The organism is Nocardia salmonicida (assembly GCF_036142455.1).
Lineage (GTDB): Bacteria > Actinomycetota > Actinomycetes > Mycobacteriales > Mycobacteriaceae > Nocardia > Nocardia salmonicida.
Genome location: NZ_CP108014.1, coordinates 6,931,052 through 6,943,043 on the forward strand (window position 1 = coordinate 6,931,052; position 11,992 = coordinate 6,943,043).

The window sequence follows — 11,992 nt, forward strand, 5'->3', positions numbered from 1 at the left end:
TCAAATTGGATGAAATGTTTGCATTTCACTCCAAGGGCGGCGGTCGGTGTGTTCTCTGAGCGCATGAAGAAGTTCGCCACAGTCGCTGTTCTTTCCGTCGCGCTCCTCGGGGCGCCTGGTGTTGCCTCCGCCGCCCCCAGCGCCGGTTCCGGGTCCGGGGGTGGATCGGGGTCCTCGGAGACGCAGTTGATCTGCTCACCGATCGCGCAGTTGTTGTTCTCCACGGGCAGCGTGGAGAAGCCGCCGCTCTACGACCTGCTCTGCCTGTTCAGCTGAACGGTGAGCGGTCGATTCCGCAGCTGACGCCGGCGGGCGGGAGTTGGGCGGTGAACAGGTAGTCGCGTTTGAGGTGTTCGGCGCAGGTGCTCTGGACGTACATGGAGCTGTGGCCCGCGCCTTCGATGACGACTACCTGGGCCCGGTTCAATTGGGCCGCACCGGCTTTGGCGCCCTGTAGCGGGGTGGCCGGGTCGTATCGGCTGTTGAGGACGAGGATCGGGGCGGCGGTTTCGCGGTTCCACGGGCCGGTGTAGCGGTCTCGGTCCTCGGCCTGCCAGAAGGCGCAGGGGGTGGCGTTGAAGACGGCGGTTCGGCCGAAGTAGCGCGACTGCAGGTCTTCGGTGGCGGCCACTCTGCTGTAGACGGCGGGATCGGTGGGGACGGTGCTGTCGGAGCATTGGATCGTATAGAAGGCCTCGACGCGGTTGGCGGGGTGGTTCTCGGCGAAGAGGGCGTCGGGGACCCGGGCGGGTAGCACCGTTGCCGCGTCGAACAGGCTTTGGAGGAAAGTCGCCAGGTCGGGGTAGGTGTCGGGGCGGGAGAGGCTGCCCGCGGCGCTCACTATCCGAGAGAAGGTCCACGGGGTGCCGTCGACCGTGATCGGGGCGAGGCGTGCTCGTTCGGCCAGCGCTACCCACTTGAGTTTCGGGTCGCCCTCGGCGAACGCGCAGCGTGGGCCCGCGGCGGAGCAGTCACGCAGGAAGGTGTCGAAGGTTTCGGCGATGCCCGCGGCCACGCCCTGGCGGGTATCGAGGGGCAGGTTCACACCGTCGGTGCCGTGGCCGTTGACATTCCCCTCGAAGTCGAGGGAACCGTCGAGCGCCATCGCGCGGACCCGGCCGGGGAACATGTTGGCGTAGACCGCGCCGACCTGGGTGCCGTAGGAGATGCCGTGGTAGGTCAGGGATTCGTCACCGACCGCCCGGCGTAACAGATCCAGGTCGCGGGCGGTGTTCGCGGTCGAGGCGTGGTGCAGGATCGGACCCGCGTTCTCGGCGCAGCGGGCGGCGATATCGGCGGAGGCGGCGAAGAACGCGGGCTCGTCGCGCGGATCGGTGGGGGTGCCGGGGAAGGAACCCAGGTACGCGTCCTGCTCGGCGGCGTTGGGGAAGCACTGTGTGCCCGCGCTGCGCGAGACCGAGCGTGGATCCCAGGAAACCAGGTCGAACCGGGCGCGCAGTTCGTCGGAGAACAGCCACGGCCAGCGAGCCCGCTCGCGGAGACGGTCGACGCCGGACGGCCCCGGCCCACCGAAGTTGACGAACAGTGTTCCGATGCGCCGAGCGGGATCGGATGCGGGCAACTTGATGACAGCCAGGTCGATCTGGGCGGCCTGCGGGCTGTTGTAGTCCAGCGGCACCTGAGCCAGCGCGCACTCGAATCCGTCCGCGCAACCCTCCCACCCGAGCGTCGGGGTGGCCGCCGCGTCGGCGAGCTGGTCGACGTAGGGATCGGCCGAAGCGCGCACGGGTGTGACGAGCGCGCCGATCCCGAGCAGTACGGCGAGCAGATAGGCCGAGCCCCGGCGGCGCGCACAATGAGAAGACAACGGCAGAGCCTCCTGCGCAGATCCGACGAACCTCGCGAAGCTACCACACTCGTGAGCAGCGCTCACGAACGCAAAGTGGTTGGTATCGAACACAATTCGATCCATGGCGGGAATCGGCCGCCCACCTTGCGGCAGCATCGTCGCAGGTCCCGCGTGCGCGTAGGCGGAATTGATTTCGAATTCTCGGTTACTTCGGTATTGCCGGCACCTCGCAATCCTGTGTCTTTCCCGAGAATGTGATCTCCGAGCTGGTCGGAATTTTATTTCGTGGCTACTGTCGATGGCGTTGCGCGACAATGCAGCGTGCAGATGGGCGTCAGTGTCGATCCCTTGCCGGAGTAAACGCAGAGGATGTGAAATTGTGACTCTGACCACAGAAAACAAGCCTCGTGACGTGGCCCACCGGGCGCCGCTACGCGGGATTCCCGCGGGCGCTATGCCGATGGTGGCATTTCTTTCGATATTGGCCGGATTTATCGGCGCCGCCGCATACACGCATTCCGCCGGATATTTCGTGACATTCATGACCGGTAATACCGAGCGCGCCGTTCTCGGCTGGTTCGACAATGATCAACTGCTGGCCACCGGTGCTATTACGCTGCTTTTCTCGTTCGGACTCGGCGTGTTCGTGGCCTCGATGCTCCGGCGGCGGCTGTGGCGCAGTGGCCACTACGGCGCGTCCGTGGTGACCACCGTGGCGCTTGCCGTGGCCGCGGTCGTCGACTACGCCCTCGACCGCACCGGCGGGCAGGACGTGGGGTTCATCCCGATCGCGTTCGTCGCCTTCGCGGTGGGTGCGCTCAACACCGCGTTCGTCAAGAACGGCGAGACCAGCGTTCCGCTCAGCTACGCCACCGGAACGGTCGTGAAGCTGAGTCAGGGCATCGAAAGCCACGTCAGCGGCGGTAGCTCGCGCGATTGGCTCGGCTACGGCCTGCAGTACGCGGCCTTCGCCGTCGGCGCCCTGCTCGGTGGCTTGATGAGCATGGTGGTGGGCGGTGAGATGATGTTGATCGTCGCCGCCGGTGTCTCGGCCTCGGCGATCCTGATCACCTACAAGACGGGCGCGAAGGCCGATCACACGGCCGCGTGACGGATATCGCCCCGGTTCGTCGGCCCCCGAGTTTGGTCCTGACCACGGCATTGCCTACACTAGAGCGGTTGCCTGGGCAGATCTGTGTCCGCTGCGCGCTCCGGCGCGAGTGGGACCGTGCCAGGCGCCGAGAGCTCGCAAGAGAACTCATCCGGTCGGCAAGTGCCGACCGGACCAGCCGAATTGTTGTAGGCCCACGATCACCTGCGCGCGAGCGTGCGGGAGATGTTGTATGGGAACCGCAGCGAGAAAGGTGTCGAGGTCTAACCATGACCATGACTGATCCGATCGCAGACTTCTTGACGCGTCTGCGCAACGCCAACTCGGCGTACCACGATCAGGTGAAGGCGCCCCACTCGAAGATCAAGGTGAACATCGCCGAGATCCTCAAGCGTGAGGGCTACATCGCCGATTACCGCACCGAAGACGCGACCGTTGGCAAGGCCATCGTCGTCGATCTGAAGTACGGCCCCAGCCGTGAGCGCAGCCTGCAGGGCCTGCGTCGCGTCTCGAAGCCGGGTCTGCGTGTGTACGCGAAGTCCACCAACCTGCCCAAGGTCCTCGGCGGCCTCGGCGTGGCGATCATTTCCACGTCGACCGGTCTGCTCACCGACCGTCAGGCGGCCAAGCAGGGCGTCGGGGGCGAAGTCCTCGCCTACGTCTGGTAAGGGAGGTCAGGACTAATGTCGCGTATTGGTAAGAAGCCCATCGAGATTCCGGCCGGCGTCGACGTCAACATCGACGGCCAGGTTGTCACGGTCAAGGGGCCCAAGGGCACCCTGTCGCACACCGTGGCCGAGCCCATCATCGTCACCAAGGGTGAAGGTAATGAGCTCGAGGTTGCTCGTCCCAACGACGAGCGCGCGAACCGTTCGCTGCACGGCCTTTCCCGCACCCTGATCGCCAACATGATCGAGGGTGTCACCAAGGGCTACGAGAAGAAGATGGAAATCTTCGGCGTCGGTTACCGCGTTCAGGCCAAGGGTTCGAACCTCGAGTTCGCCCTCGGTTACAGCCACCCGGTGCCGATCGAGGCCCCGGCAGGCATCACCTTCGCGGTGGAATCGCCCACCAAATTCTCGGTGTCCGGAATCGACAAGCAGGCGGTCGGTCAGATCTCCGCTGTGATCCACGGACTGCGTAAGCCCGACCCGTACAAGGGCAAGGGCATCCGCTACGCCGGCGAGGTCGTTCGCCGCAAGGTCGGAAAGACGGGTAAGTGATCATGGCGCAAACTGCTAACCAGAAGGCCAAGCGGATTCCGCTCGGCAAGGATGCTTCGACGAAGCGTCGTCTGTCGAAGACTCGCCGTCACTTCCGTCTTCGTAAGAAGGTCGAAGGCACCACCGAGCGTCCGCGCCTGGTGGTCAACCGCTCCGCGCGCCACCTGCACGCTCAGCTGATCGACGACTCGGTGGGCAAGACCATTGCCGCCGCTTCCTCGATCGAGGCCGACGTGCGTGCGTTCGAAGGTGACAAGTCCGCCAAGGGCGCGAAGGTCGGTCAGCTGATCGCCGAGCGTGCCAAGGCTGCCGGTGTCGAGGCGGTCGTGTTCGACCGTGGTGGTCACGACTACCACGGCCGTATCGCGGCGCTGGCCGATGCCGCTCGCGAAGGCGGGCTGAAGTTCTGATGACCATTATTTCCAACGGAAGGAACGTCTGATGCCGGGACGTCAGCGGCGCGACGGCGGCGGCGGACCCGCCGGACCGAACAGCAACAACAACAGCAACGCCGGTGGCCCCGAGGGCAACCGTCGTGGCGGTGGCGATCGTCGCGGTGGTAACGACCGCGGCGGTAACGCGGCCGAGAAGAACCAGCTCGAGCGCGTCGTCGCGATCAACCGTGTCTCCAAGGTCGTGAAGGGTGGTCGTCGCTTCAGCTTCACCGCCCTCGTGATCGTCGGTGACGGCAACGGTCTGGTCGGCGTCGGCTACGGCAAGGCCAAGGAAGTTCCCGCGGCCATCCAGAAGGGTGTCGAGGAGGCTCGTAAGAGCTTCTTCCGCGTCCCGATGATCGGCTCGACCATCGTCCACCCGGTTCAGGGTGAGGCGGCGGCCGGTGTGGTCATGCTGCGTCCGGCTTCGCCCGGTACCGGTGTGATCGCCGGTGGTGCGTGCCGTGCCGTGCTCGAATGTGCCGGTATCCACGACATTCTGTCGAAGTCGCTCGGTAGCGACAATGCGATCAACGTCGTTCACGCGACAGTTGCCGCGCTCAAGATGCTCCAGCGTCCCGAAGAGGTTGCCGCGCGTCGCGGTCTGCCGATCGAGGATGTCGCTCCGGCGGGCATGCTGCGTGCGCGTGCAGGACAGGGAGCCTGACATGGCTGATCTCAAGGTGACTCAGATCAAGAGCACGATCGGTGCCAAGTCGAACCAGCGCGACAGCCTGCGGACGCTTGGTCTGCGGAAGATCCGCCAGTCGGTGGTTCGTGAGGACAACGCTCAGAACCGCGGTCTGATCAACGTCGTGCGCCACCTCGTAACAGTTGAGGAGGTCTAGACATGACCATCAAATTGCACCACCTGCGTCCCGCCCCTGGCTCTAAGACCGAGAAGACCCGTGTGGGTCGCGGTGAAGGTTCCAAGGGTAAGACCGCCGGTCGCGGTACCAAGGGCACCAAGGCACGCAAGAACGTCCCCGCGGCGTTCGAGGGTGGCCAGATGCCGCTGCACATGCGTCTGCCGAAGCTTCGCGGCTTCACCAACCGCTTCCGGGTCGAGTACCAGGTTGTCAACGTTGGCCGCATCGCTGAGCTGTTCCCGCAGGGCGGCACCATCGGTAAGGCCGAGCTTGTCGAGGCCGGCGCCGTTCGCAAGAACGAGCTGGTCAAGGTTCTCGGCGACGGCGAGATCGGTGTCGCCATCCAGGTGACCGCCGACAAGGTGACCGGCTCCGCCAAGGAGAAGATCACCGCAGCCGGTGGCACTGTCACCGAACTGGCCTGACGGTACTCTGAAGAGCAGTCGACACCGGACGAGTGGCAAACTCGTCCGGTGTCACTGTTAGAGTTCAGTCGTTGGCTGCCAACACTTGTCATGGGCTGACGTTTCCGTAAACCGATGTCGCATGGCATGACCATGTCGTTCGCCAGGAGGATTTGTGCTTTCCGCCTTCGTATCGGCCTTCCGGACTCCGGACTTACGGCGGAAGATTCTCTTCACGCTGGGGTTGATCGCGCTGTACCGGTTGGGTGCCGCGCTGCCGTCCCCCGGCGTCGACTACCAGAACGTCCAGGAATGCGTGAAGGTGGTCTCCGGCGGTGAATCCGCCGGCATCTACCAGCTCATCAACCTGTTCTCCGGTGGCGCGCTCCTGCAGCTGTCGGTGTTCGCGATCGGCATCATGCCGTACATCACCGCGAGCATCATCATCCAGCTGCTGACCGTCGTCATCCCGCGGTTCGAGGAACTGCGCAAGGAAGGCCAATCGGGCCAGACCAAGATGACGCAGTACACCAGGTATCTGTCGGTCGCCTTGGCGGTCCTGCAGGCTACCGGCCTGGTCGCGCTCGCCTCTCGTGGTCAGCTACTGCAGGGCTGCAACGAGCCGATCCTCGCCGACACCAGCATCTTCGGCATGATCATCATCGTCCTCGTGATGACCGCAGGCGCCTCGCTGGTCATGTGGTTCGGCGAGCAGATCACCGAGCGCGGTGTCGGTAACGGCATGTCGCTGCTCATCTTCGCCGGTATCGCGGCCCGGCTGCCCCTCGACGGCAAGCGGATTCTCGACTCCGATGGTGGCCTGATCTTCGGCGCGGTGTGCGTCGCCGTGCTGGTGATCCTGGTGGCCGTGATCTTCGTCGAACAGGGTCAGCGCCGGATTCCGGTGCAGTACGCCAAGCGCGTCGTCGGTCGCAAAATGTACGGCGGTTCATCGACGTACCTGCCGTTGAAGGTCAACCAGGCCGGTGTCATCCCGGTGATCTTCGCGTCCTCGCTGCTCTACCTCCCGAACCTGATCGCTCAGCTGACCGGGTCGAGCACGGCCCAGGATCCGAGCTGGTGGCAGGAGATCATCCAGAAGTACCTCGTGAATCCGGGCAACCCGGTCTACATCGCGATCTACTTCGGTCTGATCGTGTTCTTCACCTACTTCTACGTCGCGATCACCTTCAACCCGGAGGAACGCGCGGATGAGATGAAGAAGTTCGGCGGCTTCATTCCCGGTTACCGTCCGGGCAAGCCGACCGCCGACTATCTGAACTACGTACTGAGCCGCATCACCCTGCCTGGCTCGATCTACCTCGGTATGGTCGCCGTTCTCCCGAATCTGTTCCTTGACATGGGTGCCAATGGCGGAGCGGCGAACCTGCCGTTCGGCGGTACCGCGGTGCTCATCATGGTCAGCGTGGGTCTCGACACGGTCAAGCAGATCGAGAGCCAGCTGATGAATCGAAATTACGAAGGGTTCCTCAAGTGAGAGTTGTTCTGCTCGGTCCGCCGGGTGCCGGCAAAGGTACTCAGGCCGTCCTGCTGTCAGAGAAGCTGGGCGTTCCGCACATCTCCACCGGAGACCTCTTCCGCGCGAATATCAGCCAGCAGACCGCCCTCGGGCGTGAGGCACAGAAGTACATGGACGCGGGCGACCTGGTCCCCAGCGACGTCACCAACCGTATGGTCGAGGCCCGCGTCGGCGAGCCCGATGCCGCGAACGGTTTCGTGCTCGACGGTTACCCCCGCACGGTCGACCAGGCCGACGCGTTGAAGAAGATCCTCGAGCACAACGGCACCACGCTCGACGCCGTGCTGTGCTTCGTGGTCGCCGAGGACACCGTGGTCGAGCGCATGCTCGCCCGTGGGCGCGCCGACGACACCGAGGACGTCATCCGCAACCGGCTGCGGGTCTACCGTGAGGAGACCGAGCCGCTGCTCGAGCACTACGACGGTCTGGTCGTGACCGTCGACGGCATCGGCGAAGTCGATGAGGTCAACGGCCGGGCGCTCGCGGCGCTCGGTCAGTAATCAGCGGATCGGAGTACTGAGGCCGGATGGTCTTCACCCGTAAGAAGAAGGTCGTGCCGTTCCGTTCGGCGGGCGAGCTGGATGCCATGCAGGCAGCCGGCGCGATCGTCGGCGCGACGTTGGTCGCCGTTCGCGCGGCGGCCAAGCCCGGCGTTTCGACGCTGGAGCTCGACGAGGTCGCCGAGGCCACTATCCGTGACGCGGGCGCAGTCCCGTCGTTCAAGGGTTATCACGGCTTCCCCGGCTCGATCTGTTCTTCGGTCAACGACCGTGTGGTCCACGGGATCCCCTCGGCGAGTGAGATTCTCACCGAGGGTGATCTAGTGTCCATCGACTGCGGCGCCATCCTCGACGGCTGGCACGGCGACTCGGCGTGGACGTTCGGCATCGGCAACATCATCGAGGCCGATCAGCTGCTGAGCGAGGCCACCAAGCTCTCGATGGAGGCGGGCATCGCGGCGATGCTGCCGGGCAACCGGCTCACCGATGTCTCCCACGCCATCGAGTTGGGTACGCGCGCGGCCGAGCAGACACACGGTCGTCAGTACGGCATCGTCGACGGTTACGGTGGCCACGCCATCGGGCGCGAGATGCACATGGATCCGTTCCTGCCCAACGAAGGCGCGCCCGGTAAGGGCCCGCGCCTGGTGGTCGGTTCGGTGTTGGCGATCGAGCCGATGCTGACTCTGGGCACCACCGACACCAAGACTCTCGATGACGACTGGACCGTGGTCACCACCGACGGTTCGCGCGCCGCGCACTGGGAGCACAGCGTCGCGGTGACCGAGGACGGGCCGCGCATTCTCACCCTGCGTCCGGAGTAGTCGCCGACGAAGTCAGCCTTCGAGCAGAACGGTGATCGGGCCGTCATTGGTGAGCTCGATCTGCATGTGCGCGCCGAATTTTCCGGTGGCCACGGTGGCGCCCAGTTCACGAAGTGTTTCAGCGAAGGTGTCGACGAGGGGTTCGGCGAGCGAGCCGGGGGCGGCGGCGTTCCAGGAGGGGCGCCGGCCCTTGGCGGTGTTGGCGTAGAGGGTGAACTGGCTGACCACCAGGATGGGGGCGTCCAGGTCGGCGGCGGAGCGTTCACCGTCGAGGATTCGCAGGCGATATGTCTTGTCGGCCAAGGCTTTCGCGTTGGCCACCGTGTCGGTGTGGGTAGCGCCGACGAGGGCGAGGAGGCCGTGGGGGACACCCGCCGCCGCCGGGTCGATGCGTCCGACGACCTGATCGTCGACGCTCACCTGGGCGCTGGTCACACGCTGCAGCAGTACTCGCACGACTCCGATCATGCCGGGTGGTCGTCCTCCACGGCGTTCCGGGGCGACATATCCGTTCCAGCGGTGTGAAGTACCGCTGCCAGGATCAAGCGGGACGCGACTCCTGACACGGCGAAGCCGCTGCCTCCAGGTGGGGAGGCAGCGGCTTTTCGCTGCGACGGGTCAGTCCTTGCCGAAGAAGAGAATATTCGGGCCGTAGTCGGTGAGCGGGGCCTTCTCCGCGGCCTGGCGGATGCCTGCGCCGGGGAGCTCGGTGACCTTGGCGAACATTTCGGCATTACCGAAGGCCGCTCTGACCTGGGTTTCTGAGGCGTAGTCGGCGCCGTAGTCGGCCAGGGTCGCGAAATCCAGTGGGGCCAGCGGGGCGTCGAGAGGCGCCTGACCGGAGGGCCTGCCGAGGGCCGCGTACTGGGTGGCGATGCCGTTGTCGTAGAGGCACAGTTCGTAGGAGATCTTCTCGATGGTGGCGACGGTGAGGACCGGCCATTTCTTCGAGAGAGCAACGGCGAGTGGGTGTTTGCCGAGTGCGCCGATCTCCCAGTTGAGGCTCTTCACCGAAATCCAGCTGCCGGAAGACTTCTCGACGAGCACCACATCGGCACCGAGCTCCGTGTCGAGGTTGGTCTTGGGTTCCTTGACGCCCCAATGCTTGTCGTGCACGCCGGCGAATCGCCCGGCGTCGACAGGTTCCGCTTTGTCCTGGGCGTACGCGGCGACGATGGCGGCGCGGACCTGGTCGAGCGCGTCGGGTGCCGAGCACCGCACGGCGATCGCACCGTAGGTCGCCGAGATCTCCACCGGCCGCGAGGGCGGCTCCGGCATCGCCCCTGCCGCGAGGGGCTTGAGGCCCACGAGCGCCAGCCGCCAGTTGATCTCGTCGATCGTGGCCAGGTCGCCGCCCGACTGGTACAGAATCTGCTGCTGGGTCAGCCGCCCCGCGCGTTCCAGGGTCGGCGCGCCCAGCTTGATCAACGCCTGGGTGGTCTTGACCGTGAGATCCAGTTCCTCGACCCGGGTTTCCCGCAATTTCGCGGTACTCGCTGTCGTGGTCACCTCGGAATACAACGCGCGATAGCTCGCGATGGCCTGCTTGCGCGAGCGCCCCACCATCAGCGTGCGCAGCAGCGTGCTCAGGCTCGCCAGATACTTCCCTGGCTGCTCGGACGCGCGCGCGTACATCCCCGCCCGAATCCGCACCGCCGACTCACTCGCCGCCACCGCCGCATCGTGATCGAGTCGCATCAACCACACGCCACACTTGGACAGCCCATCGGCGCACATGGCCGAAACATCGGGATAGTCCTGCGCGACCTGCCGATATGCCGAACAGGCGCTGCGAATGGTGTTGGTCGCGAGCTGCCGATGCCCGACCAACCGCGTCGCCTGCTCGAACAACCGCAACGCGTCCTGCAACGCACCCGCGTATTCGTAGGAGACGTACCCGCCGACCAGCCAGTGCAGCCGGATCGCCACCGCTTCCTGCGCGGGCTCCAGCGCCTCGGCCGTGCGATCGCGCCCCGACGGATCATCGCGGGTGGCGAGCAGGCCCTGGGCGAGTTCGGTGAGTGAACCGGCCAGCTTCAGGTAGTCGTCGGCGTGCTGGCTGCGGGTGTTGGCGCGATTGGCTGCGACGCGCCGTTCGAGGCCGCTCAGGTCGGTCATGAGCAGTTCCATCGCGACGTCAATCCTGGCCTCATCATCATCGTTCGTGCGTGGTCGTTGTCAGTGACCCTGTCGGTGATCCTGCGAGTCTGCCACAGTTGGCGCCAAGGCGCGGTCGGGCTGTGAATGTGGTTGTCCGCGTACGTGAACAGGTGGTGAAGAAGCACCGGGAATGATCCTCCTTGCCCATGCGAACGACTTGCCGTCGTGGCATACTCGGGTCGTACACCCGATGGCGGAGGAGGGTCGCGATGGCTGCGGACAAGGTCGAGTTCGACGAACACCTATTTCGCGGTGCGGCCGCCAAGACTGTCCACGTGCACGACCGGGTCAAGGGGATCATCGACAACCTGCAGGGCTCCATGGCCAGCAATCACGGTGCCTGGGGTAGCGACACGATCGGCACCACCTTCGCGAAAGGCGAGGACGGCAAGGGCGGTTACACCGATTCGAGCAAGGCGCTGACCGAGAACGGGGACGCTGTCGCCGCGTCGTTCTCGAACATGTCCGACTCGCAGACCAAGACCGCCGAGTTCCTCCACAATATGGACCTCGACAACCGCGACGGTATCTGACCAGGGCTTTCGGGTACATGACGAACGAGCGGGCCAGGGCCGATATGGCCGAAATCCTCGAAGGTGTGCAAGAACAGATGCGCACCATCGCGCGGTTGCAGCAGGAACGTGCCGAGATGATGGCCAGCGCCACGGTGCGCAGGCAGGTCACGGTCACCGTGAACGCGGACAACGTGGTGATCGAGACGAAGTTCGGCCCCGATATCTCCGATCTCACCCACGCCGAGATCGCCAAGGCGGTCACCGAGGCGGCGCAGCAGGCCTCGGCGGAGATGGCCCGTAAGACCAGCCAGTTGCTGGAACCGCTGAACGAGCAGCGCGCGCGGATGCCGAAGCTCTCGGATCTAGTGGAGGATATTCCCGATATCCGTGCGCCCGAACCGGTGATGGCGCCGACCTCGGCACCGAATTCTGCGGATCGCCACGGGGATTCGGACGAAGATCAGCCGATGGAGTTTTCCGGGACCGTCGATGTGCAGCCCGACCGAGGCGGTTCGGTAACCGACTCGAGTTGGTGAACTCGAGGGTCTCGGGGTAACCGAATATGGCAATCGATATCCCGGGGTGGCTACAACACCTCGAAC

General features: G+C 64.9%; 16 protein-coding genes. 13 read left to right on the plus strand and 3 right to left on the minus strand.

What is annotated here, in order from left to right; translation table 11 throughout:
- Positions 1-63 precede the first annotated feature (63 nt).
- Positions 64-276, plus strand: a complete 213-nt coding sequence (locus tag OHS03_RS32395; RefSeq protein WP_062982405.1) for a hypothetical protein — start codon at positions 64-66, stop codon at positions 274-276.
- Here the strand turns inward: OHS03_RS32395 and OHS03_RS32400 are convergent.
- Positions 269-1,828, minus strand: coding sequence for an alpha/beta hydrolase (locus OHS03_RS32400; protein ID WP_328659264.1), 1,560 nt, complete (start codon positions 1,826-1,828; stop codon positions 269-271). The two genes, OHS03_RS32395 and OHS03_RS32400, sit on opposite strands and share 8 nt — an antisense overlap.
- A gap of 442 nt (positions 1,829-2,270) precedes the next feature.
- Here OHS03_RS32400 and OHS03_RS32405 point away from each other — a divergent pair, with 442 nt between their 5' ends.
- From OHS03_RS32405 to map, 10 genes are all read left to right on the plus strand, one after another.
- Positions 2,271-2,921, plus strand: coding sequence for a YoaK family protein (locus OHS03_RS32405; protein WP_328664508.1), 651 nt, complete (start codon positions 2,271-2,273; stop codon positions 2,919-2,921).
- A 269-nt stretch (positions 2,922-3,190) separates the two neighbouring features.
- Positions 3,191-3,589 (plus strand): 30S ribosomal protein S8, encoded by a 399-nt coding sequence (gene rpsH, locus OHS03_RS32410; RefSeq protein WP_056818383.1) that lies wholly within the window; start codon positions 3,191-3,193, stop codon positions 3,587-3,589.
- 15 nt (positions 3,590-3,604) lie between these two features.
- On the plus strand, positions 3,605-4,144 hold the full coding sequence (gene rplF, locus OHS03_RS32415) for a 50S ribosomal protein L6 (RefSeq protein WP_062982403.1): 540 nt from the start codon (positions 3,605-3,607) through the stop codon (positions 4,142-4,144).
- A gap of 2 nt (positions 4,145-4,146) precedes the next feature.
- Positions 4,147-4,554 carry a 50S ribosomal protein L18 gene (rplR, locus tag OHS03_RS32420; RefSeq protein WP_056818379.1) on the plus strand — a complete coding sequence of 136 codons (408 nt, stop codon included), beginning with the start codon at positions 4,147-4,149 and terminating at the stop codon, positions 4,552-4,554.
- A gap of 31 nt (positions 4,555-4,585) precedes the next feature.
- On the plus strand, positions 4,586-5,245 hold the full coding sequence (rpsE, locus tag OHS03_RS32425) for a 30S ribosomal protein S5 (RefSeq protein WP_056818377.1): 660 nt from the start codon (positions 4,586-4,588) through the stop codon (positions 5,243-5,245).
- 1 nt (position 5,246) lies between these two features.
- On the plus strand, positions 5,247-5,426 hold the full coding sequence (gene rpmD / locus OHS03_RS32430; protein ID WP_056819257.1) for a 50S ribosomal protein L30: 180 nt from the start codon (positions 5,247-5,249) through the stop codon (positions 5,424-5,426).
- Positions 5,427-5,428: 2 nt separating this feature from the next.
- Positions 5,429-5,872, plus strand: a complete 444-nt coding sequence (gene rplO, locus OHS03_RS32435) for a 50S ribosomal protein L15 (protein ID WP_056818375.1) — start codon at positions 5,429-5,431, stop codon at positions 5,870-5,872.
- 154 nt (positions 5,873-6,026) lie between these two features.
- Positions 6,027-7,349 carry a preprotein translocase subunit SecY gene (gene secY, locus OHS03_RS32440; protein ID WP_062982401.1) on the plus strand — a complete coding sequence of 441 codons (1,323 nt, stop codon included), beginning with the start codon at positions 6,027-6,029 and terminating at the stop codon, positions 7,347-7,349.
- On the plus strand, positions 7,346-7,891 hold the full coding sequence (locus tag OHS03_RS32445; RefSeq protein WP_056818371.1) for an adenylate kinase: 546 nt from the start codon (positions 7,346-7,348) through the stop codon (positions 7,889-7,891). Before secY ends, OHS03_RS32445 begins: the two co-directional genes overlap by 4 nt.
- A 26-nt stretch (positions 7,892-7,917) precedes the next feature.
- On the plus strand, positions 7,918-8,715 hold the full coding sequence (gene map / locus OHS03_RS32450; protein ID WP_328659267.1) for a type I methionyl aminopeptidase: 798 nt from the start codon (positions 7,918-7,920) through the stop codon (positions 8,713-8,715).
- 12 nt (positions 8,716-8,727) lie between these two features.
- Here the strand turns inward: map and dtd are convergent, their stop codons facing one another.
- Positions 8,728-9,171 carry a D-aminoacyl-tRNA deacylase gene (gene dtd / locus OHS03_RS32455; RefSeq protein WP_328664510.1) on the minus strand — a complete coding sequence of 148 codons (444 nt, stop codon included), beginning with the start codon at positions 9,169-9,171 and terminating at the stop codon, positions 8,728-8,730.
- A gap of 162 nt (positions 9,172-9,333) precedes the next feature.
- Entirely contained in the window at positions 9,334-10,833 is a 1,500-nt protein-coding gene (locus OHS03_RS32460) for a hypothetical protein (RefSeq protein WP_328659269.1), read from the minus strand.
- Between the two features lie 251 nt (positions 10,834-11,084).
- Here OHS03_RS32460 and OHS03_RS32465 point away from each other — a divergent pair, with 251 nt between their 5' ends.
- Both OHS03_RS32465 and OHS03_RS32470 read left to right on the plus strand, forming a co-directional pair.
- A complete protein-coding gene (locus OHS03_RS32465; protein ID WP_063004719.1) occupies positions 11,085-11,408 on the plus strand; it encodes a hypothetical protein in 324 nt (107 codons plus the stop codon).
- 17 nt (positions 11,409-11,425) lie between these two features.
- Positions 11,426-11,926 carry a YbaB/EbfC family nucleoid-associated protein gene (locus OHS03_RS32470; protein ID WP_063004718.1) on the plus strand — a complete coding sequence of 167 codons (501 nt, stop codon included), beginning with the start codon at positions 11,426-11,428 and terminating at the stop codon, positions 11,924-11,926.
- Positions 11,927-11,992: the final 66 nt, after the last annotated feature.

Bases quoted from the DNA above. Each gene is read 5' to 3' on its own strand.
- rpmD (WP_056819257.1), top strand. From the start codon at position 5,247: ATGGCTGATCTCAAGGTGACTCAGATCAAGAGCACGATCGGTGCCAAG.
- rpsH (WP_056818383.1), top strand. From the start codon at position 3,191: ATGACCATGACTGATCCGATCGCAGACTTCTTGACGCGTCTGCGCAAC.
- OHS03_RS32470 (WP_063004718.1), top strand. From the start codon at position 11,426: ATGACGAACGAGCGGGCCAGGGCCGATATGGCCGAAATCCTCGAAGGT.
- OHS03_RS32405 (WP_328664508.1), top strand. From the start codon at position 2,271: ATGGTGGCATTTCTTTCGATATTGGCCGGATTTATCGGCGCCGCCGCA.
- map (WP_328659267.1), top strand. From the start codon at position 7,918: ATGGTCTTCACCCGTAAGAAGAAGGTCGTGCCGTTCCGTTCGGCGGGC.
- OHS03_RS32460 (WP_328659269.1), bottom strand. From the start codon at position 10,833: ATGACCGACCTGAGCGGCCTCGAACGGCGCGTCGCAGCCAATCGCGCC.
- rplR (WP_056818379.1), top strand. From the start codon at position 4,147: ATGGCGCAAACTGCTAACCAGAAGGCCAAGCGGATTCCGCTCGGCAAG.
- OHS03_RS32395 (WP_062982405.1), top strand. From the start codon at position 64: ATGAAGAAGTTCGCCACAGTCGCTGTTCTTTCCGTCGCGCTCCTCGGG.
- rplO (WP_056818375.1), top strand. From the start codon at position 5,429: ATGACCATCAAATTGCACCACCTGCGTCCCGCCCCTGGCTCTAAGACC.
- rpsE (WP_056818377.1), top strand. From the start codon at position 4,586: ATGCCGGGACGTCAGCGGCGCGACGGCGGCGGCGGACCCGCCGGACCG.
- rplF (WP_062982403.1), top strand. From the start codon at position 3,605: ATGTCGCGTATTGGTAAGAAGCCCATCGAGATTCCGGCCGGCGTCGAC.
- OHS03_RS32465 (WP_063004719.1), top strand. From the start codon at position 11,085: ATGGCTGCGGACAAGGTCGAGTTCGACGAACACCTATTTCGCGGTGCG.